This is a genomic window from Sphingomonas sp. Leaf20, from assembly GCF_001421535.1.
GTDB lineage: Bacteria > Pseudomonadota > Alphaproteobacteria > Sphingomonadales > Sphingomonadaceae > Sphingomonas.
Genome location: NZ_LMKN01000009.1, coordinates 787328 through 807705 on the forward strand (window position 1 = coordinate 787328; position 20378 = coordinate 807705).

General features: G+C 61.4%; 16 protein-coding genes. 9 read left to right on the forward strand and 7 right to left on the reverse strand.

Translation table 11 applies throughout. The features are described from left to right. Positions 1 to 18 precede the first annotated feature (18 nt). Positions 19 to 2040 carry a hypothetical protein gene (locus ASE72_RS16920; RefSeq protein WP_056024022.1) on the forward strand — a complete coding sequence of 674 codons (2022 nt, stop codon included), beginning with the start codon at positions 19 to 21 and terminating at the stop codon, positions 2038 to 2040. Here ASE72_RS16920 and ASE72_RS16925 read toward each other — a convergent pair. Together ASE72_RS16925 and ASE72_RS16930 are read right to left on the reverse strand one after the other, a co-directional pair. After that, positions 2037 to 2708: a DUF6445 family protein gene (locus tag ASE72_RS16925; RefSeq protein WP_056024025.1), complete on the reverse strand. Its 672-nt coding sequence runs from the start codon at positions 2706 to 2708 to the stop codon at positions 2037 to 2039. The genes ASE72_RS16920 and ASE72_RS16925 overlap by 4 nt on opposite strands. Further along, on the reverse strand, positions 2705 to 4213 hold the full coding sequence (locus ASE72_RS16930; RefSeq protein WP_056024028.1) for a tryptophan halogenase family protein: 1509 nt from the start codon (positions 4211 to 4213) through the stop codon (positions 2705 to 2707). Before ASE72_RS16930 ends, ASE72_RS16925 begins: the two co-directional genes overlap by 4 nt. Before the next feature lie 322 nt (positions 4214 to 4535). Between ASE72_RS16930 and ASE72_RS16935 the strand changes: the two genes are divergently transcribed. Then, positions 4536 to 6155, forward strand: coding sequence for a hypothetical protein (locus tag ASE72_RS16935; protein WP_056024031.1), 1620 nt, complete (start codon positions 4536 to 4538; stop codon positions 6153 to 6155). A 231-nt stretch (positions 6156 to 6386) separates the two neighbouring features. On the opposite strand, the gene ASE72_RS20715 is transcribed toward ASE72_RS16935, so the two are convergent. Both ASE72_RS20715 and ASE72_RS16945 read right to left on the reverse strand, forming a co-directional pair. Beyond that, the gene (locus ASE72_RS20715) at positions 6387 to 6917 is read right to left on the reverse strand and encodes a response regulator (protein ID WP_082446182.1); all 531 of its coding nucleotides are present in this window, start codon (positions 6915 to 6917) and stop codon (positions 6387 to 6389) included. Continuing rightward, positions 6910 to 8034 (reverse strand): sensor histidine kinase, encoded by a 1125-nt coding sequence (locus ASE72_RS16945; RefSeq protein ID WP_162235490.1) that lies wholly within the window; start codon positions 8032 to 8034, stop codon positions 6910 to 6912. The genes ASE72_RS20715 and ASE72_RS16945 overlap by 8 nt, the downstream gene beginning before the upstream one ends. A 223-nt stretch (positions 8035 to 8257) precedes the next feature. Between ASE72_RS16945 and ASE72_RS19770 the strand changes: the two genes are divergently transcribed. The 6 genes from ASE72_RS19770 to ASE72_RS16970 all read left to right on the forward strand — a co-directional run bounded on the left by ASE72_RS19770 (position 8258) and on the right by ASE72_RS16970 (position 14142). Beyond that, positions 8258 to 8956, forward strand: coding sequence for a PAS domain-containing protein (locus tag ASE72_RS19770; RefSeq protein WP_235532412.1), 699 nt, complete (start codon positions 8258 to 8260; stop codon positions 8954 to 8956). 309 nt (positions 8957 to 9265) lie between these two features. Next, entirely contained in the window at positions 9266 to 10102 is an 837-nt protein-coding gene (locus tag ASE72_RS16950) for a DUF5694 domain-containing protein (protein ID WP_156350576.1), read from the forward strand. After that, on the forward strand, positions 10099 to 11544 hold the full coding sequence (locus ASE72_RS16955) for a S41 family peptidase (RefSeq protein WP_235532413.1): 1446 nt from the start codon (positions 10099 to 10101) through the stop codon (positions 11542 to 11544). Before ASE72_RS16950 ends, ASE72_RS16955 begins: the two co-directional genes overlap by 4 nt. 47 nt (positions 11545 to 11591) lie before the next feature. Next, positions 11592 to 12488: an aspartyl protease family protein gene (locus ASE72_RS16960; RefSeq protein ID WP_162235491.1), complete on the forward strand. Its 897-nt coding sequence runs from the start codon at positions 11592 to 11594 to the stop codon at positions 12486 to 12488. 128 nt (positions 12489 to 12616) lie between these two features. Then, on the forward strand, positions 12617 to 13447 hold the full coding sequence (locus ASE72_RS16965; RefSeq protein ID WP_162235492.1) for a retropepsin-like aspartic protease: 831 nt from the start codon (positions 12617 to 12619) through the stop codon (positions 13445 to 13447). Positions 13448 to 13590: 143 nt separating this feature from the next. Beyond that, positions 13591 to 14142: a hypothetical protein gene (locus tag ASE72_RS16970; RefSeq protein WP_056024046.1), complete on the forward strand. Its 552-nt coding sequence runs from the start codon at positions 13591 to 13593 to the stop codon at positions 14140 to 14142. 230 nt (positions 14143 to 14372) lie between these two features. On the opposite strand, the gene ASE72_RS19775 is transcribed toward ASE72_RS16970, so the two are convergent. After that, positions 14373 to 17270, reverse strand: a complete 2898-nt coding sequence (locus tag ASE72_RS19775; RefSeq protein ID WP_082446186.1) for a VIT domain-containing protein — start codon at positions 17268 to 17270, stop codon at positions 14373 to 14375. A 250-nt stretch (positions 17271 to 17520) separates the two neighbouring features. Here ASE72_RS19775 and ASE72_RS16985 point away from each other — a divergent pair, with 250 nt between their 5' ends. Next, positions 17521 to 18138 carry a tyrosine-type recombinase/integrase gene (locus ASE72_RS16985; protein WP_235532414.1) on the forward strand — a complete coding sequence of 206 codons (618 nt, stop codon included), beginning with the start codon at positions 17521 to 17523 and terminating at the stop codon, positions 18136 to 18138. A gap of 820 nt (positions 18139 to 18958) precedes the next feature. On the opposite strand, the gene ASE72_RS16990 is transcribed toward ASE72_RS16985, so the two are convergent. Further along, entirely contained in the window at positions 18959 to 19501 is a 543-nt protein-coding gene (locus tag ASE72_RS16990; protein ID WP_056024059.1) for a VOC family protein, read from the reverse strand. A gap of 380 nt (positions 19502 to 19881) precedes the next feature. Then, entirely contained in the window at positions 19882 to 20316 is a 435-nt protein-coding gene (locus ASE72_RS16995; RefSeq protein ID WP_056024062.1) for an acyltransferase, read from the reverse strand. Positions 20317 to 20378 lie beyond the last annotated feature (62 nt).

Sequence of the window (20378 nt, forward strand, 5' to 3'; positions counted from 1 at the left end):
TTTCGCGGAGTGACAATTATGACGACGATAGCGCGCATGGCGATGGCGGGTGGCCTCGCACTCCTCACCTGCGCCGCGGCGCCGATCACGGCTCGACCGGAGCTTGCGTATCAGTTGACCGAAGGAAAGAACCTCAACGCCTTCGTCCGCGACAAGGCGGTGGCGGCGCATGTCCTGCTGCGCAACGGTGACGATCCGCGCATCCTGGTAGCGTTTCCCGCGGGCAACAGCGGTGTCGGCCTGTGGTTCGCGAACACCGCACGTCCCGTGACCTGGCGGCTGGACCAAGCACCGCTACCGCTGAACCGCGGAAGCCTGCACGGCATCGTCGCGGTAGCGACCGCCGATGCGGCGCGGTTGGTTCCAAAGCAGGCGGTGTTGTCCAACATCCGCTTCCTGCGCGACTATCAGGCGGTCAGTACGTTTCCTGCGGAGCTCGCCGCGACGTCGGTAATCGCCGGGGACACAATCACGTGGCGCCGCAAGCGGCTCGACGGCGCGGCAGGCTATGAACTGACGCTGCGGGTTGTCGAGGGGCGGATCGACCAGGGCGCGATCATTGCTGGCGCGAACGGGCAAATCCGGTTGGAGATCACGGCGCTGACCGGCGACGGACCGCTGACCCCGATCCCGGCGGCGGAGTTGCTCAATGCGACAGCGGCCGCCGATCCCGCTGCGCGCAACGCGCTTGCGTTTCTCAGCTACCGGGAGAAGTTCCTGGCGGGTTCCTGGCGCTTCGATACCTATTTCGGGCGCGACACGCTGATGTCGTTGCGGCTGCTAATGCCGGCGCTCAAACCCATCGCGATTGAGTCGGGCCTCAATGCGGTCATCGCGCGATTGTCACCCGGCGGCGAAGTCGCGCATGAAGAAGGGATCGGTGAATTTGCGATCCTCGCCAATCGCAAGGCGGGCCGCAGCGGTGACGCCGCCGAACTCGACTATGGCATGGTCGACGACGATTACATGCTCGGGCCGGTCGCCGCCGACTATCTGCTCGGGGCGGGCAAGCAGCGCGCGTCCGCCTATCTGGCCGCACCCCTCGCGAGCGAGAGCCAGCCGGGGCGCGGCGAGACGGTCGGTGCGGCGCTGGTCCGCAATCTCCGCTTCGTGCTGGCGCAGGCGAATGCGTTCGCCGCAGCCCCATCGGCCCGCAACCTCGTCACGATCAAGCCCGGACGGATGACCGGCGAGTGGCGGGACAGCGAGGAAGGCCTCGGCCGCGGCATTTACGCGTATGACGTGAACGCCGCTCTAGTCCCCGCGGCGATCGAAGCGGCAGACCGCCTCGCGCAGGCCGGACTACTCGACAGATATCTGTCGGCGGGCGATCGCGCGGCGTTTGGGCGGGCCGGCACGATGGCCGAAGTCTGGCGGACAAAGGCACCCGCGCTGTTCCGCGTCGAAATTCCTGCTGCAACGGCCGCGGCGGACGTGCGGCGCTATGCGGCGACCCTTGGCGTGCCCGCAGCACCGGCGCTGGCAGCACTGGGCAAGGCCCCCGTCGTATTTCATGCGCTATCTTTGGGCGCCGATGGCGAGCCGGTTAAGATCGTCAATTCGGACGAGGGCTTTGCGCTGTTGTTCGGGCGACCGTCGTCAATCGATCTCGATACCTTTGTGGGCGGGATCATGCAGCCCTTCCCGGCGGGTCTGATGACCGACATCGGCTTGCTGGTAGCTAATCCGGCGTTCGCCGATGGGGCGGCACAGGCGCGCTTTACGCCCGCGGCATATCACGGCGCAGTCGTCTGGTCGTGGCAGCAGGCGTTGCTGGCGGCGGGGCTTGAACGCCAGTTGCAGCGGACTGACCTGCCCGCGGCGACCCGGACGCGGCTCAGGACGGCACAGGCGGCGTTGTGGCGCGCAATCGCGGCAGGCAGGACGATCCGCGGATCGGAACTCTGGTCTTGGGCGTACAAGGACGGCGGCTACCGCATCGTCGCATTCGGCGCGGGCAAGGCCGATGTCGACGAATCGAACGCGGCGCAATTATGGAGCACGGTCTATCTGGCCGTGCAGCCGCCCGGAACTCGCTAACCGGCGAAGAAGCCAGTGATCGTCAGGCGTCCGGTTTGCGGGTCGGACGCCAGCGACACGCCGTCCGCGATCTCACCCGAATGCAGCAGGCTGCTGCGATACAGCAGCGCACGATTGTACACGCCGTCGATGCGCGCGATCCGTTCGAACAGCTGCGTGTCACCGGCGATATAGGACTCGGGTGCGCCGTGCCTCACCAGATCCCGGTTAAGCGCGGCGAAATAAGTATCGCGGCGACTGGCGTCGATCGTCTCGAACCCGGTCGAACGATGCCGGTAGAACGCGGTACCGCCGGTTTCGTCGGGCACGAGATAATGGATCAGCGCCAGCCGTCCAGGCTCCACCGCATCAACGTGCGGCAGGCGTTGCTCGATCGACAGCGCGGACGGCGCCATCGTCACGATCGAGAAGCGCGCCTCCAGCAGCGACAGCCCGGCCGACATCCCAAAAACCTGCTTCGCGATCGTCGCGATGAGCGCCCCTTGATCGCGCATATAGCTATTGGGAAGCGACGCGGCGATGCCGGGGTAATGTCGTCCTGCCGGGCCATAATCCTGCGTCGCGGCAAAAACTCGCAGCGCGTGGGGATCGGGGACGAAGTGGTCGATGACGATCACCGGCTCCCCTTCCTTACCGATACGCCGCGCCCGCACGTCGGGCGTCGTCATCTCCCGGCAACCTGCGGGGCAACGAGCGCTGCGATGGCCGCGTCATGCAAGGGCAGCGTGGGCGTCGCGCGCGCGATGACCGTCTCGATCTGGTTGAGCTGGCGGCGGTTTGTCGCCGCATCGAGGGTATCGGCCAACGGCGCATGGCCCAAGGCGCCCACCCCCTGCCCCTCCAGCACCGCGAGCCAGCTTGCCTCGCGGAACAGTTCGTCGGCACTCAACATCAGACGTCCGGCGCGCGTATATTGCGCCATCTTGTCGACCAGCGTGGGAGGCGGCGTCATATGGCGAGTGTGTTGCCAGAGCGGCGCGTCATGGCCCTGCGTGGCGTGATAGTGCAGGATCAGAAAGTCGCGGATGCCGTCCATGTCACGTGCGAACAGCGTGTTGAACTGACGCGCCAGTACGGGGTCGCAATCGGCATCCGGGAACAGCGTGATGAGCTTGGCGATACCGCTCTGGATCAGGTGGATACTGGTCGACTCGAGCGGCTCGAGGAACCCAGATGACAGCCCGATCGCGACGACATTGCCGCGCCATGCCTCGCGCCGGAATCCTGCGGTGAAGCGAAGCATGCGTGGATCCGCCAGCGCTTCGCCGTCGAGGTTGGAGAGCAGGGTCGCCACCGCCTCGTCGTCCGACACGAAGCTGCTCGCATAGACATAGCCGTTGCCGGTGCGGTGCTGGAGCGGGATCCGCCACTGCCACCCGGCGGGGCGCAGCGTCGACCGCGTGAACGGCGTCGTTGCGGCGATGCGCGCGCACGGCACGGCGACTGCGCGATCGCAGGGCAGCCAATGCGACCAGTCCTCGAACCGAGCGCCCATCGTCTCGCCGATAAGCAGCGCACGGAAGCCTGAGCAGTCGATGAAAAGATCGCCCTCCAATCGTTCACCCCGGTCGCTCGTCAAAGCGGTCACGAAGCCCGTGTCGGGATCACGCTTGATGTCGCGTAACAGGCCCTCGTGTCGGACGACACCGCGTTTTTCGGCAAGTTGGCGCAGGTGGCGGGCGTATAGGCTGGCGTCAAAATGATAGGCATAGCCGAGCGTCGACAGGATCGACCGCGGATCGTCCACGGGCTTCGCGAAGCGGCCGACGGCGGCAAGCTGCGCGGCGAGTGAATAGGTTGAGAGCGACCGATCGAGCCCATCCCCCTTGGCCCGCAACCAGTGCTGATGGAACGGTACTGGTCCAAGATCGACGCCGTAGCGACCAAACGGGTGGAAATACCGCGTGCCGGGTCGCGCCCAATCGACGAATTCGATGCCGAGCTTGAAACTCGCTTTCGTCGCCGCGACGAACGCCTCCTCGTCTAGTCCGATCAACTGGTTGAACCAGTGGATCGTCGGGATAGTCGCTTCGCCGACACCGATGGTGCCGATTGCGTCAGATTCGAGGATGCTGATCTTGACCAGGTCGCCGAACGTGGCGCTCATGGCCGCGGCGGTCATCCACCCCGCGGTTCCTCCGCCAAGGATTACAAGACGTTGCACGCGCTTCATGCCACGCAGTCCTGCGCAATTTCTCTTGGATAGCAAGCTGCTTCCTTACTCATGCCGGCGCGACGGTTAGCGTCGATAGGTACAGTCCCGGTTGGCCAGCGGCGTTCTGGCGGCGCGTGATCGATCACTCGCGTAGACTGGCAGCGCGCACGCAGCGGGTCAGTCCTTCGGGTCCGTGAAGGGACCCACTTCCAGACACTCGCGGCCGCCAGCGCCCTCCCCACCTTCGGACGTTCGTTCAGCCTGAGCACGGAACGTTGTTGCCTTCTCGTTTGGTGAGTCGAAGGTGTATTATCCCCGTCCAGAGAAAGGCTGCCGTCTCATGGTACGATATTCATCGCTATTTGGCGTCGCGCTGCTCGCGCTCGCGCCCACCCGAGCGGGCGCGGATATGACGGCGACTTACCAGCGGCCTGGTGCGGTAAGCACAGCAGGCGTGCTCACCATAGAGGTCGCGTCAAACGGCGACGTTCGAGCCGGGAACGACGATCGCGGCTACTATCTTTGGAAAAACGGCAAAGGATACGAGGTCAGACCCGGGCCGGGCGGCCCGACGGTGATCCGGACGGCGGACACCGCTGCGGCTCGCGCGGGCATACGTCCCGCGTCGGAGATCATGCAACCCTGGCTGCCGGTCGACACAGTGTCGATCAACGGCCGGAAGGGCACCCGCTACTTCATCAGCGGCGTTAGCCACAATCCCGGTGCCATGCCGCTGGTCATCAGCCGCGATCCTTCGCTGGCAATACTCGCGGCAGGCCACCGGCGCCTCGCGGCAATGCAGGAGAGCAACTTCCCGGGCGACGACAGTCCGGAGCGCGTCAGCTTCCGCGAGGTGATCGCGCAGGGTGCTCCGATCGACCTCCTTGGCTCGCAACTGGTCTCGATCAGCCCCGCCGCCATCCCATCGACGCGCTTCCGCGTTCCGGCCGCCCCTGTGGACGCCGCTCTCGTGCGCGAGCATCAAGCGGCCGTGAGCGCAGCGACGAACCCTGCGGCCCCAACTTCGGAGAATATGCTGCGCGGACAGGACCGCTTCATCAAGCGAGCGGTCTGGGCCTCTGATCGCCTGTGGCTGCTTACCGAGCGCGGCACACTGTCGAGCGTCGCACCGGGAGAGATCAACCGCCGCACTGAGACGACGCCCGGGCTGCCGGCCGACATCTGCGTCGCGGGCGCCGCACTGGTCATCCTCGGCGTGGATGGCCAGATGTCCCGCCTCGAGGATCGTTCCTGGCACGCGATGCAACGCCTGGACCTGAACGGGGAAGCGGTTCAGGCTCTGAGCTGCACCGACCAACGGGTGATTGCGGTGAGCCGGAACCGCCTCGTGGTCAGCGCGGGCGGGCGGCAACGCACCGTCCCCCTCTCGGCGCCGCTCACCGGTCCCATCGTACGAACGGCGCCCTTCGATACCGGCACGACCCTGTTGCTGGGGCTCGCGAAGGGAGAGTGGGGTGGCGGCCTCGAGCGCATCGATACAAATACGGGCGCGGTCAGTGAAGTCCCCGGACTTGGCGGCCCGATCAACGGCGTGGGACCCGAACCTGGCCACCCGGGCTGCGTCGTTGCCACCGTCGGCCTAGTTCACTTCTTTCCCAGCGGACAGGTGGTCGAGGCGTGCGGCGACAAGGTCCGACGCCTCTACTACAAACCGTACACAATGCAGAAGAGCTGGCCTGCCGATCCACCGAAATTGCCTTTTGAGACAGTGCCCTTCTACGCACTGACGGCCGCTGCCGATGGCTTGTGGGTAGCGGGTGGAGACGGGCTCTACGCGATCACCGCCGGCCGCCCGATCACTTTCAAAATCATGCCACCGTTCGAGCAGATCGACGGAGTGGATATCAGCTTTGCCGTACCCGGGCTGGCGCTCGTGAGCACTGACATCGACGCTCATGTCTCGCTCAGCGGCGGTGCTCCCCTCCTCGTCGCACGCTGAATCACCGCTTCTGCGAACTGGACCCAATTGCGGTCATTCACGGCGCCCTGCCCGCTTCCCAACTCCCGTCATCCTTTCATTTTAATGGTTTGGAGCCACCTATAAACGCAATTTGTTAAACGCTGGGCTGCCATGGGACCATTTAGTAACGGTAAGTAAGCGCGCCGTCGCCAATGCCGTGGTAGATACCTCCGACCTTTTTCGTTTTCCATCACCTTACATTGCGTTTGATTAGTCTTTCAAATACTGATCAATTGCCTCGACTGCCTCATATAAGCGAGCCGCTAAAAGGGGTTCATGGATGCCATCAGCCGTATCGATTTGACCAATTAATTGCGCACGAAGCTTGCGCAACTCGGCATGGTGGGCGAGTTTGGCAACAGACCGCCCGAGGATAACATCGATTTTTTTGAATGCGCCGATGATCGACGAGCCATCGACTGGCTTCTCCAATCTAGCGATTTCTTTATATTCTGATGGTACATCCGCGATGTCATTGCCTGTAGCAAAGATGCAGCGGACACCCTGAGCAAGCAGCCGGTCGACGACTGGATATACTTTGTGCTCACCAAGGTTAATGTCGAGGATAGCGCTGTCGATACGCTCTCCCCGATCAAGCAAAGCCATTGCCTGATCGACTGACGGTACAGGTCCAAGCACGATTGCTCCCGCCCGTGTGAGAGTGCGCTCGATCGCCTCGGCAACAACATACTCATCCTCGACCACGAGTATGCGCTGGTCCTCCATCAGCATCTCAGCCATCTTGCCCGTCCTCCAGCGTCCGGCGAGATACGACCGGCACGGCAATCGTACAGTGCACACCGTCTTCGACAAAAGCATAATGTGTCTTGGCGCCAAGCTGGTACGGCAGCGCACGTTCTATCAGTTGACGACCGTACCCCCCCGTGGGTGGTATAGTGCTCGGGTGTGAGATCTTCACGCCGCTCTCACGCCAGTCAACGTGGAGCCATGGAACGCCATCTTTTTCCGTATCCACGTGCCATGTGATCGTAAGCAAACCTCCGTCTGCTCCCAAGGCGCCATATTTGACGGCGTTGGTGCCAAGCTCATGTAGAGCAAGGGCCACGCTTTGAACCGCACGCGAACGTAGCGGGACATCAGGCGGGCCTGCCAATATGAGATGATCGTCACCTCCCTTCCGGCCGATGGCACCAAGCGCAACGAGCTCGGCACGCAAGAGGTCCTCGAAGTTTACTCGTTGGCCCGCCGTAGCATACGACAGCATCTTCTGAACGCGGGATAAAGCGGAGAGGCGGTCGTTGAAGCCGCGCTCAAACTCTTGAAGCGACGAGGCACCATCCAGCATCCGAGCGGCAATTGAACTTATGACAGCGATAAGGTTGCGTGTTCTGTGCTGCAGCTCGGCAACCATCACGACCTGCCGCTGTTCACTTTCTCGTAACGAGTCTGCGCTGCGCTTTAACGTATTGAGATCGCTGATCACACTTGCCTGCCCGGTCAAGTTACCTTGCTCATCGCGGACCGGAACCGCAGCAACCCGGACCCAGATAGCCCGCTGGTCGTCATCGGTGAATAGCATCTCCTGCCCAGGCGTGACGCATTCTCCGCGGTTGGCACGCGCACCTGGAAACTCGTCTGGGCGTAACAGTCGCCCATCATTGCTCCACGCTTGCCATCTCGCTACGCGATCCGGATCTCTGGAGGGCATCAAGCCGGTGGGACAGAAGTGCTGATACTGTGAATTGGACGCTAAAATCCGCCCGTTCATGTCCAGCGTAGCAACGCCCGCAGGCACGCTTTCCAGCATTGCCGCAAACCGAGCCTCACTCTGGTGACGAGCAGCCTCCGACTCTGCTAAGCGACGGCGTAAGTCGGCGATTGTTGCTGCATCATCCATATTACGTTCCATGCATAATGGTTGTCGATGCACCAAGAATAGTTGGCTGCATCAGCCATTCTTCGTGGAAAGCGCCGAGCCATGGGCTTGATGTCCACCCTTAACCCTCCCCGATCCACGTGCAGATATTCACCAATCGGAAAGCCATCAATCGGCACCGCGAGTCCCTTGCATACAAGTCAAAATTATATATTTCGACCGATGAACGTATCGTGGTTAGGTGATGATGCCGGCAGGTCATTGCGTTTCTTCCGTCGAGGGAGTCATCCTGAACGCGGATCAAGGTTTTCTCGATCTGCTACAGCGTCCCGTTGACGAAGTAATTGGCGTTTCGTACCGCCAGATTACCGATGCTCGCGACCTGGATCGAAGCGCAGACATGCTTGCTGCGCTTAAGGATGGCGCAGCTCCTGTACGATTACAAAAACGCTACTTGCGGCCAGATGGCAGCTCCGTTGCAGCAAATCTCCTGGTTACCCGCTTCGACAATCCCGACCGATTAATAAGTACGCTATTTTGGCACGAAAACGGCCGCCCATTGCCGCCAGCAAGGCTTTGGGAAGCAGCACTTCGGATACGCCATGTCCATGACGCGCGAGTCTCACTGTTCGGCGCGGATCTGAGCAGTGACCCTATAGGTTCGCTACTTATCGGCATTTATTTAGCGGAAGCAGAAGGTCGTGTTATCAGGTTGGTCGATATTGCAACGTATGCTAACATACCACTGTCAGTCAGCGAACGCTGGATTAAGGTGCTGCAGCAACGTGGCGTTCTTGAAGACCGGGACGCTAAGGCCGAGATTACATTCACGCAATCGGGTTCGAACAAGGTAGAAGCGATGCTGGCTACTGTTTATGAAGCCCCCGGTTCAACGGCGATGATTATTGATAGCCATAATCAAGGCAACGCCAGCTTTTGGTAATCATATTCAACTGATTTATATTCCTTATCAGCACTTTCGCTGGCTTAGCATAGTTTGACCCATAACCGCTCATTCATAGCACCCGGCCCGCTTCCCAACTTCAGACATTCATTCATGTCTGGAGTAGAGGCGATGCCGCCGACATTCCTTCCCCTTCAACCTTCTGCACGATGCATTTTGGAAGCGATCTGACGCGAGTTTCGGTTGGTCGGATCAACGTCATCCAGCTTGGCGTCCAACGCAGCAAATCCATAGACAGCTACCGTTCAACGTGTATTGTTCGAGCATTACACCAAGGAGACCTGCTGCATGCTGCTACCTATACTTGCTGCGGCAGCAACACCTGCGATTGCTGCTGAACCACTGCGACCGGTCCAAGTGATGGTGCTGGGTAGCTATCACTTCGGCAACCCTGGTCGTGACAAGGTGAATGCCCACGTCGATGATGTCACTACGCCGCAGCGCCAGCGCGAACTGGAAGCACTGGCTGATGCCATTGCAGCGTTTAAACCAACACGGGTCATGGTTGAGGCGCAACGCCCGGGCCCGACCTATGATGTGATGGACTTCGCAACGTTTACCCCAAGCCTGCTCAAGACCGGCCGGGACGAGAGGATTCAGATCAGTTACCGCATCGCTGAGCGCGCCGGCCTTCGGTCCGTTCAAGGTATCGACGAGCAACCCGACAAGGGCGAACCGGACTATTTCCCGATCAGCCGGGTCGAAGCTTATGCAAAAGCTCACGGGCAGAAGGCCTGTCTCGACGCCGCCTTTGCGACGGTCCAAGCGTCTGCCAAGAAGTTTGAGGCTGAGCAGGCAACCACCAGCATACCGCGTACGCTGATCCGCTATAATGACCCCTCCACGCCCATGGGTGGACAGGATTCATACTACTCCCTGCTCCGACTTGGCGACGGTAACGAGCAGCCCGGCGCAGATCTGAATGCCATGTGGTACCTGCGCAATGATAAGATTTTCGCCAAGCTCATCAACGTGGCCAAACCAGGCGATCGCGTCCTCGTCGTGTATGGGGCTGGTCACGGGTACTGGCTGCGACACTTCGCCTCAACGACGCCGGGCTACAGTTCGATTGACGTCAGGCCCTATCTTGAGAAGGCCGCCAGCAAATTAGCGGCGCCGAGATGAACCTGTCGCTCCTTGCCATACCAACGGCGGCTCTGCTGATCGGTGCGACTGACCTGCCCCGCGACTGGGCAGCGACCTTGCGGACGGACGCTCAGGCCTATCACGATCAGATCGCCGACAATCACCCTGGCCCCTACAACAAGCTCGACCCCGTCTTTGCGCGGCACAACGATGCCAGCTTGGCTTTCGCCTTGCGCCGCGCTGCGACCGTTCGAGACTATCCGGGATATCTGTGGGCAATGCGCGGTTACGTGGCGAGCTTCAACGATGGACATGTCGCGCTCGACGTCGACCAGCCAGCCGCCCTGCCGATCCGCTGGCCCGGCTTCCTGACGGGCTTTGAAGGCGCCGGACGTCAGGTCGTGATGACCCGAGCAGATGACGCTGTCCTGCCGCTCGGAGCAGTACTCGTAAGCTGCGATGGCATTGATGCCCAACGCCTGGCTACCCGCAACGTCGGTGCTTTCCGCGGCAGGTGGGAACTGGTCAGCCAGCGAGCAATCAATGGTGGTCGATTGTTTCTCGACGCCACTAACCCTTACATCAAGCGTCCAGTCCGCTGCCGTTTCAAGGTCGATGGCAAGCCAAAGGATGTGACGCTCAGCTGGCGCGATCTGCCTGAGGCAGACTTCGACACTCGGTTTGCCGCCACTGCCCCGCGGGCGCATCCGGAGTTCGCGGCTCGAACCCTTACTGACGGCACGCGCTGGTTTTCGCTTCCCGGCTTCAACGGTGACCCCGACAGCGCTGATGCCAGGTCCCTTACGCCAATGATCAAATCGATGAAAAGGGACGCCATCGCGATCGCAGCCGCACCGCGCATCGTGCTAGACCTTCGAGGCAATGGCGGTGGATCGTCCGACTGGTCGTATCAGATTGCGGCTATTCTCTGGGGCCAGGCTGCGGTGAATGCGCTTCCATCAGGATCGGAAGGGGTCGACTGGCGCGCTTCGGCTGGAAACATTGCCACGCTCGAAGGCTATCGTACCGCCTGGCAGCATTCCGCCGATGTTTCGCAGGCGGCGAGAGACTGGGCCGATCGCACAGCGAAAGGCATGACATCTGCCCGCGCGCTCGGGCAGGCGCTCTGGCGTGAGGTCGATGCCGACGAAGCGAAGCCAGCGGCAACCGGCGCTGCTCCCGTGCTGAAGGGGCGTGTGTTCGTGCTGACGGACTGGGGATGCGGATCGGCATGTCTTGATGCGGTCGATCTATGGACCGCATTAGGCGGCATTCATGTCGGGCAGGAGACCAGCGCTGACTCGCTTTATATGGACGTACGGCAAGTCGCTCTGCCCAGCGGCTTTGCCCGGGCCGTCATTCCGATGAAGGTGTATCGCGGCAGAAAACGTGGCTCGAACGTCCCGGCCAGGCCAGCACACGCTTACACGGGTGATATGCGTAATACTAATCAGCTCGAGCGCTGGATCACTGACCTTTAGCCTGGAATAGTAAATACCAGCGTCTATTGGACTGCTTCGATGGGCGAGTGTCGTACCGCGAAAAGGGCATTATCTTGAAAAGGTTATTATCGGCTGCGTTGCTCATTAGTTTAGCGTCTGGAGCGAATGCTGCCCCAAACGGTCCGGTGCGGCTGCCGTTGGAAAGCTACCGCAAAGGCGTAGCGGCACGAGTGAAGGTGGCCGGACGGGAGCGCCTATTTCAACTCGACACAGCAGGCGGACTGACGGTGCTCTCACCAGCGCTGGCGAAGGAAATGAACTGCCAACCCTGGGGATCAATTACCGGCTTTCATATGACCGGCACAAAGATCACCGCCCCACGTTGCGACAATGTTGCAATCCACTGGAAGAACCAGACGCTACAGAGCCCTGTTGCAATCGTCATGGACGTGGGGTCTCCCGACACACCGATCGATGGCCTGCTTGCCCTCGACGCATTCGCTGGGCGCACTGTCACGATCGATTTCGCAGGTCGTGAACTCACGTTGGAAACACCTGAGAGCACGGCTAGGCGCAGGGCGGATGCAGTGGAGCTTCCGGCAAGTCTGGCTCGTGAGATTGGCGGTCTGGCGCTGTCTGTTTTCATCGACGTCCCCACCGAACGTGGACCGGTGCGCCTTGAGTTGGACAGCGGCAACGGTGGCACAATCCTGGTCGCGCCAAAACTCCTTCCTTTATTCGGCTTGAAGAAGGTTACTGGCGAGGGGCCGCAACAGGGCCGCTTCCAGATCGCCCCCAATGTCGAAGCGTCCGGGATGATCTTCAGCCCCGACATCGTGATCGATGGAAACCTTGGCATGCCGTTTCTGAAAGATTGGGTGGTCACCATGGATCTTGCCCGAGGACGGGTTTGGCTCAAACACAGTGCCGTTGCAGCACCCGCCGGCATGGGGGCCCCGCCGCCAGTGAAACCCGCGGGGTAAGGGGAAATCAAAGTCGCAAGCGAAAACGCTACGGGCACCGCGCTCGTGAACTTGGCGGCTTACATTCGGACGTTTGCGAGCTTCCGAGCATAGCGTCGGTCGCGAGCCAATGAACAAAGGGGATGCTAATGAAAATTTTGATGATGGGCGCGTTGCTCGCTGCCCTTCCCGCCGGACCATCGCAAGACCGCAGCCCACAAACGATAAGCCTAGAGCTTTTTCAAGGTAAACAGTTCACTGTTCAGGCATCGGTCGGCGGTCGCGAGCGCATCTTCTTGTTTGACACCGGCGAGGGGGTGACAATGATTACGCCAGCCCTGGCCCGCGACCTTGGCTGCGAACCTTGGGGTAACGTCACGGCGTTCCGTATGACCGGAGAGCGACTGGACCTACCACGTTGCGATGACGTCGCTTTCAAAATGGGCAACCACGCCTACACAGCACCGACAACGATCGTCTACGATCTCGGCAAGCTCGACGCCGACACCGCCAAGCTGGACGGCTCGATTGGACTTGACCTCTTCGCTGGCCGTATCATCACTATCAGCTTCGCCAGTCGCCAGATCGTGATCGAAACACCGGGCTCCCTCGCGGCGCGTATGAAGTCCGGTCTCGAAGTGCCGGTTCGGCTGGTGCGGGGAGCAGAAGGTGCCGCCCTTGACGTCAACATCGGGGTGAACACCCCCCGGGGTCGTGCCTGGATGGAACTGGACTCGGCCAATGCAGGGCCAACGATCTTCGTATCGCCGCAGATCGCGCCGCTTCTTGGCTTACGCACGGACATTCGGACGGCTCAGCCGGTTAGCGCGACGATCACGCGCGACGTAGTATTTACCGGGCAAGCACGGGTCTTTCCGAATATGATCATGGACGGCAATATCGGCTTGCAGCTGATGGGAAAGCGCAATCTGACGCTCGATCTGGGATCCGGCCGGGCATGGATCGGTAAGGCGCAATGACTCATCCCCGTGGCGGCTCGGTGACGCGCTTTACGATTAGCCCGGCGCGAAAGTTGATAGGCCTGCCTTGAGGCTGGGTGGCAACGGGCGAAATACGTGCCGCGACCGGGCAACATGCCGGCTACCTTGGATATTCTCGAATTATGCCAATCGATCCTGACCAAACCGCCACCATCGTCACCAGCCGGGCCATCCGTGCCGGCCATGAGCGGGATTTCGAACGCTGGGTGGAAGAGCTGAACCGGCTGGCCCGCGTGGCGCCGGGGTATCGGGCTGCCATCCGGCTCGGTCAGACGGCTGGCTTTCAGCACCTACTCTTTCGCTTCGACGATCGCGCCGCAGCCGATACATGGCATGACGACCCCAAGATGCGCGCGCATGTCGCCATCGCGGATCGCTTCTCTACAGCGCTGCGCCAGCTCGAGGTAGGCGACGGGGTCATTTTTGATCTGCCGAGCGATGCGAGTGCGAGCAAATGGAAGCGGTTCGTGACGACATGGCTGACGGTGTTCCCGGTCCTGCTTATCATCAGCATGATGGTCCGTGCAGCCTTGAAAGACGCACCGCTGCCGCTGCAGCTTTTGCCGTCGTCTCTGCTTCTCACCGCAACCTTGCAGTGGATCATTCTTCCGCGCCTGCAACGATATACCCGCTTCTGGCTTTTGCAGGACGGCTCAGGCCGGCTGCAGACGTGAATATAAGGCATGACGACTAAAAAGGCGAGATCCAGCCTTAGCTTGAACGCTCCCCGTCTCCTACCATCTGTTCATCTGACAAGCGCGAGAGCAACGTGTACTTATTTTGCAGACGTGGTCGAGCTTAGTCACATGCCTGTGCCGCAATTCGGCCAAGAGACTACATGGGGAAATTCCGTACTGCCAAGCAGACTAGAGCGTCTGCCGCGCCGCCCCCCCCGAAGTAGAATTTACCGTTTTCTTTGTTTCGGCAAAATAGCGATCCGTCCGATCATCTTTTCTCCATGTTCGTCGCGTTTCAGCTCGATATCTACTGCCTCGACTTGCTGGGCTGCCCTACCGAAATCGCGGAACAGATGCACGGTCAGTAGCGACGAGCCATTGGGGTCAAGCCGGTCGGCATTATAGACGTTGGCGCGAACGACATACTCTCCACCACGCGCGCGATGGAGGAAATACTCCTCCGGACCAAAACCCGTCGTCATGTCGTTCGAAAGATGCCCGCCGCTCGCGGTCCGCGGATGATTGTAGATCGCCCGCTCGCCGCCGGGCTCGTCCACCCAAAGGTCTAGATCGGTGGCGTCCGTCGTCCAGTCGACGACCACGCGAATATCGGTGTCGAGCAGTGCCGTAAGCGCAGGTTCCAGAGGACTGCGTCCGCCCAGACGCTTTAGCGGCGGCAGCAGTGCATTGGCCTCCATCAGCGCAACCAGGTCGATCCCGTCCCAGCGTTGGTCCAATGGCATGACCGCCACCTCGCGCAATAGCGCGACAGCCCGCGTCAAATCCGCCAGCGCTGTCGCCGGTCGGGTTGTAGCGCGCGTGCTAAGGGCAAGCGCGAGCAGACGCCGAGGCTGTGGCCGGTCGGGCTCTAGCGCCGCCTGCCGCTCCCGCAATTCAATCGCTCGATCGATCGCGCCATATCGCTCCAGCCGGTCAGCGACGATGCCCAATGTCGTCGCGTTGGCCGTCGGCAGTTCAAGCGCGGACAGCACGACCTGCACCGCATCCATGGTCCGCCTATGGCGACGTAGCCATTCTGCAGAATCCAGATAGAAGGCCGGCACGCCACCGGCTTCGGGCTCTGCCTCGGCGAAGCGCTCGTCGAACCGTGCCGGCGCGGCGTCGAACGTTCGTAGATACTCGCGATCGGGCTGCCAGGCCTCGATCGAGATGGCAGGGGCCGATGGTTGCACACGGCTACTGGTCACTAAGATATCGGCACCTAAGGGAGCTGCCTCGCCAGGTTCGGGTGCAGGCGCCGGTGGCGGTGGCGGTGGCGGTGGCGGTGCATACATTACTACCGCCGGTGGGTTGTTCGAACGGGCATGACGGGCAGCTTGTTTCTTGGCGGCCGCTTCCGCGATTGGATCGAACCGCTTTTTCCACCAGGCGACCTGTTCCGTCCAATCACGCGTTACCCGCTCCAACCGCAGCCGTTTTTCATCGGCGCGCTCGCCGTCCATCCGCTTCCGGCTCGCAAGATATAGCAATAGCGCGTCGGAGGGATAATTGGCGGGTGGGGCGATATCGGCAGTTAGATAGTCCTGAGGCGCTTCTAGCACGAGGAACGCCAAGCTGGGACTGGCAACGCCGTAACGCCGACTGGTCGCAACATACTCGAGCCGCTGCGCGGTCCCACCCAAAGTCGTCAACAGATTGGCAGCCACCAGTGCGCCGTCACCATCGAACGGCACGGCCTCGCCAAGTGACCGTAGCGTTTCTGCTCCACCGATTCGCACCCGAACACCTCCTCGCGCTGGGGCACGCGCGACTACACGCCACTGCCCTGGGGGTGCAGCAAGCGGCACGACGGCGAGTTCGTTACCGTTCTGGTCAACTACCCCGGCGACGCCGGCCACAGCGCTCGCGAGCGCAGCAGCGACGCCAGCAACGTCCTCTCCTGGTGCAAACGCCTGCCCACCAGTAGCTCCTGCAAGATGTCTCAGCCAGCCGATGTCCGCCGTCGGCGATACAGCGATCGCATCCAGTCGGCAGCGGGGCGCGAAAACGCTTGCACGGTCGATTGTCGGCCGCCCGTCGGAGAACAGCAGGCAACGGTCAGGCGGCGTCCCAGCCTTAGCCGTAGCAGATCCGGCTGCCTCCGCCACAGCTTCAAAACTCGTGGCGCCGCGGTAGCGTACGCCCCGCACCGCCTCGATCGCCGCATCCGCCGTCGCGGCGATAGTGCGCGTGGCGCCGTCGCTTGCGAACGTCACAATCTCAATCTGCTGAGGCTGTAAGGCGGCAATCACCTGGCGGAGCAGCGCATATTCGGTGCCGTGGCGGTCTAAGAGACGCGAGCGTGATCGGTCCCAATAGACCCGTAGCGTCCCGCCCGCCTTCGACGCAGCGGCCGGGGGCAGCATCCCAGACAGCTGGACATATTGTTCGCTCGTATGGTGACGGCTGACGATCGTGTCCGCGGTCGCGACGGGCGCGACGACTATCGCGCCGTTCAGCGTGCCGTTGCCGCTCGCCTCGGCACTCTGTCCACCCTGTTGCCCACCGCCCTGCCACGTTCCCTGCCGACCGTCCGGCATCAGCAGTGCCGGCATAGCCCGCACACCATCCGCCATCACTCTGACCGTCCACCCCTCCCGCGCCGCGCCGATGCGCAGCGGTAGACGGAATCCCTCGGCACCGATCGGCGCGACGAAGCGCACCTGGATCTTTCGTCCTCCGCCCGGCGGGATGGGAAAGACGCGGGTGCGGAAACCTCCGTCGGGCACGACTTCTGCCAGCCCGGGATCGACACGATGACGAACTTGCGCCTCGTAGACCGCCTTGGCCTTTGGCTGATCGACCAGAACGCCGTCGACGAGCGTACCGCCGATATCGAGTGCATAACCAGTAACCACTGCATCTTTGGGAAGCGCGAGACGGAAGTCGCCCTCGAGCACCTCACGCCCTTCGTTGGAAAACTCTGCGATGATGGTCGTCTCGGCCACCGCCCCATGCACGCGAACGGCGACGTCGAAGCGGCGCAGCGCAATGTCACGGGCATGGGCGGCATCGCGAACACCCGTGGCCGAGGCTGTCAGGCTTGGATTTGCGATCGGCTCTTGGGAATGGACCGGGCTGAGCGCAAAAACCAGCGTTCCTAGTATGAATCCGTGGCGTTTCATCCTGCCCCCTTGCGTAGCGTTGAATAAGCTAGAGCGGCCAGTGGTTCAGCAGCAATGGTAAACCACGTGGCTAGCTGCCTTGACCCACTTCCGGCCGCACAGAGACTGCGAGGCGCCGCACGAAACCGACAGCTCGTTCAGCATCATCGACGGCTGATCAACCACATTTCCAAACCGCCGGTTTACTGCGCCTGCGTACACTCGAATGACCGATTTGGGCCGATGGAGATGATCGATGGGTCACTCGTCAATGGACCCCGCCTTTCACGAACTTCGGCCTTGGAACGAAGGCCGGCTGATCGGTGCGAAGCGGGCGCTGAAACAGCAACAGGTCTGGGCCATTCGCTTCTGGCTCGACCAGCATAGGCGACTACGCGACCGAGCGCTGTTCGACTTCGCCATCGACAGCAAGTTACGCGGCTGTGACGTGGTCAGGGTGCGGATCGGCGATGTAATTTCCGGCGGGCGCGTCCGTGACCGCGCCGTCATGGTTCAGCAGAAAACCAAACGACCGGTTCAGTTCGAGATAATGGACACGGCGCGAAAGACGATGCGGGCATGGTTGGAGCGACGTGGGGGGACACTGAACGACTTCGTTTTCCCGAGCCGTAACGACTACATGGACCACATGAGCACGCGGCAATATGCCCGCCTTGTGCGCGAGTGGGTGGTCGGCATCGGCCTTCCGGCGCAGGATTATGGGACGCACTCGCTACGGCGCACGAAAGCATCGATCATCTACAAGGCGACTGGTAACCTCCGCGCCGTTCAGATCCTTCTCGGCCATGCCAAGATCGACAGCACGGTGCGCTACTTGGGCGTTGACGTGGAGGACGCTTTGGAATTGGCCGAACGCACCGAGGTGTGAGCGGACCCACGATGCGACATTCGTGGCCTATGCCAGCGTCTCGAAACCTGCCATTCATTCAAGTGGCAGCAAGTCTTGCCCAAATCTAGCCACTCCGGACTATTAGTGCTCACTGTTGCAGGCATTGTGGGTGAGCCACGGGGGTTATCGGTGACGGAATTCACACGACCAGTAATCGAGCAGCAGTGGTTGGATCTCACCCGCATACGCCTCCCCAAGCGCGCAATCGAATCGCGATGGTCGTTGCGGCTTGATCACTGTTTTCAACGTATACTGCTCGACGATGCCTGCGGCGGATGTTGGTACGACCATATTGTAGGTAGACCCGCTTACGCTAATGCGCCCGAGGCGGTGCTAGCCCGTGCGATCGCTACCGGCGAGGCGCTGCTAGCCGGAACGGCTGACTTGATTGCCCTTAACGCGCAGTCGCTGGCATGGAGGGGGAAAGGCAGAAAGCTAACGCGCAGCGAAATTGCAAACCGCCGCCTAAGACCCTGAGAAATGGGTTGAAGCGGTTGACCGATATGAGCGTCTTACTGCGCATGATGAAAGGATTAGCCGCCGCAAGCGCCGCGCTGAGCGGAAACGCAGGCGATGTTCGTTGAGCGCGCCAGTGGGGTGCGACAGAAGCCCGCCTAGCCGCCTGCAACAGGTCTGCCATCGCAAAGACCCACTTGCGGTCATTCGCGGCCTCTTTCTGGCTTCCCAATTTCCGCCATCCATTCAGTATTGCAGCAGAGAAGGTGCTGAGCCTCGGCCCTGCCCGCTGCCTCGCCAGCTTTCAAAAGGATGATGAGGCGGCAAAGCTTTTACCGGCCCATTAACTGGCTGTCGGCTGCATAAGCTCTATCGTGATATGATCGGGGCCTGAAACGTAGGCCACCAACGTTCCCTTCCGTGGACCACCCGGGATCGGCAACGGATTGCCTTTCGCCTTCCATCCTGCTGCCTCGACGCGGGCAATGGCGACGTGAATATCCTTTACGGTCAGAGCCAGGTGGGCCGCTCCGATCGATCCCGCGCCGCTGAGCACCGTCCCGTTCTGGAGCCCGTTTGAATATTCCAACAGTTCGACCACGTAGCCGTCTTGTGCCCTGACGATCGCCGTTTTCACACTCGGATCATCCACACCTGTCACCTGATGCAGGAAGTCGCCCCCCATGTCCGATTGCCGCTCAAGTGTGAAACCGAGCGCTCCCGTCCAGAACCGAACGGCTTCGTCCAAAGACGACACAGCGAAGCCTGTGTGGTCCACGGCAATTACGTTTGCGGCGTCTCCCGTCCAGAACCGAACGGCTTCGTCCAAAGACGACACAGCGAAGCCTGTGTGGTCCACGGCAATTACGTTTGCGGCGTCCGTCATTACTGCCCTCTCACTGGTATGCCGGCCGCGCTTACCACGCGACCGTTCACCATCGTAAACCGCTTTCCCAAACCCTTCCCCGCATACACTTTCCCAATATGGGCTGGTGGACACGGAGAAACGGAAAGGCTTCGAGCCCCTTTAAGCGGCGGGTTCCAGGATGCGAAAGACCTTGGGAGCAGACGAGCTTGGTCATGCAGCGATCAGGCGACCAGCGGCCGCGGAGACCCACAAACGGCCCCTCAGGGCTCCATAGCCTCGTCCCAACTCCGGCCGTCCGTTCATTTGGCGATACGCCATTTTTTTCGGCGCGTCGTACGAGAGCTTCGGGCAGAAGGAACGTAGAGAGGTGGTCTTGACGACGCGATCGTGATTAGCCGTCACTCGAACTCAAGGTCTTTGATACGCACGGCATATGGTGGACAGTAAAGTCCATGTGCTTCGGTAGATTTCGCAACCACCGAACCGGCGTTGATGACGCACCCCTCTCGCACGATAACGCCTGGGTAGATGGTGACGTTGGCGCCTACCCAGCAACCGCGCTCGATCAGGACAGGCCGAAGTCGATCCCCGTCCACGCCCCGTCGCCAGACCGAGCGCGTGATGTGGTGGGTCAGCGAGATGATCGTGCACCGGTAGCTGATCCGCACCGCTTCGCCGATCTCGACGCCACCGCCGGCGTCGATCAGTCCTTCCGGGCCGACGAACGCACCCCTACGCAGCGTCAGGCGATGCGGATCGATAACCGTGCAGCTCGGATCGATAAAGGCCCCTTCCTCCATCGTGATGAGGCGCAGCATGTCTTCGGTCAGCACAGGCGTCTTTTCTCAGTTCTGCAATCCACCGTCCGTCGTCGAGGCGTCCCTCGCGGTCAACT

Coding starts and splice junctions, on each gene's coding strand:
- ASE72_RS16930 (WP_056024028.1), bottom strand. CDS start 4,213: ATGAAGCGCGTGCAACGTCTTGTAATCCTTGGCGGAGGAACCGCGGGG.
- ASE72_RS19770 (WP_235532412.1), top strand. CDS start 8,258: ATGATGCCGGCAGGTCATTGCGTTTCTTCCGTCGAGGGAGTCATCCTG.
- ASE72_RS16970 (WP_056024046.1), top strand. CDS start 13,591: ATGCCAATCGATCCTGACCAAACCGCCACCATCGTCACCAGCCGGGCC.
- ASE72_RS16945 (WP_162235490.1), bottom strand. CDS start 8,034: ATGGATGATGCAGCAACAATCGCCGACTTACGCCGTCGCTTAGCAGAG.
- ASE72_RS16990 (WP_056024059.1), bottom strand. CDS start 19,501: ATGACGGACGCCGCAAACGTAATTGCCGTGGACCACACAGGCTTCGCT.
- ASE72_RS20715 (WP_082446182.1), bottom strand. CDS start 6,917: ATGGCTGAGATGCTGATGGAGGACCAGCGCATACTCGTGGTCGAGGAT.
- ASE72_RS16955 (WP_235532413.1), top strand. CDS start 10,099: ATGAACCTGTCGCTCCTTGCCATACCAACGGCGGCTCTGCTGATCGGT.
- ASE72_RS16950 (WP_156350576.1), top strand. CDS start 9,266: ATGCTGCTACCTATACTTGCTGCGGCAGCAACACCTGCGATTGCTGCT.
- ASE72_RS19775 (WP_082446186.1), bottom strand. CDS start 17,270: ATGAAACGCCACGGATTCATACTAGGAACGCTGGTTTTTGCGCTCAGC.
- ASE72_RS16925 (WP_056024025.1), bottom strand. CDS start 2,708: ATGACGACGCCCGACGTGCGGGCGCGGCGTATCGGTAAGGAAGGGGAG.
- ASE72_RS16985 (WP_235532414.1), top strand. CDS start 17,521: ATGGACCCCGCCTTTCACGAACTTCGGCCTTGGAACGAAGGCCGGCTG.
- ASE72_RS16935 (WP_056024031.1), top strand. CDS start 4,536: ATGGTACGATATTCATCGCTATTTGGCGTCGCGCTGCTCGCGCTCGCG.
- ASE72_RS16965 (WP_162235492.1), top strand. CDS start 12,617: ATGAAAATTTTGATGATGGGCGCGTTGCTCGCTGCCCTTCCCGCCGGA.
- ASE72_RS16920 (WP_056024022.1), top strand. CDS start 19: ATGACGACGATAGCGCGCATGGCGATGGCGGGTGGCCTCGCACTCCTC.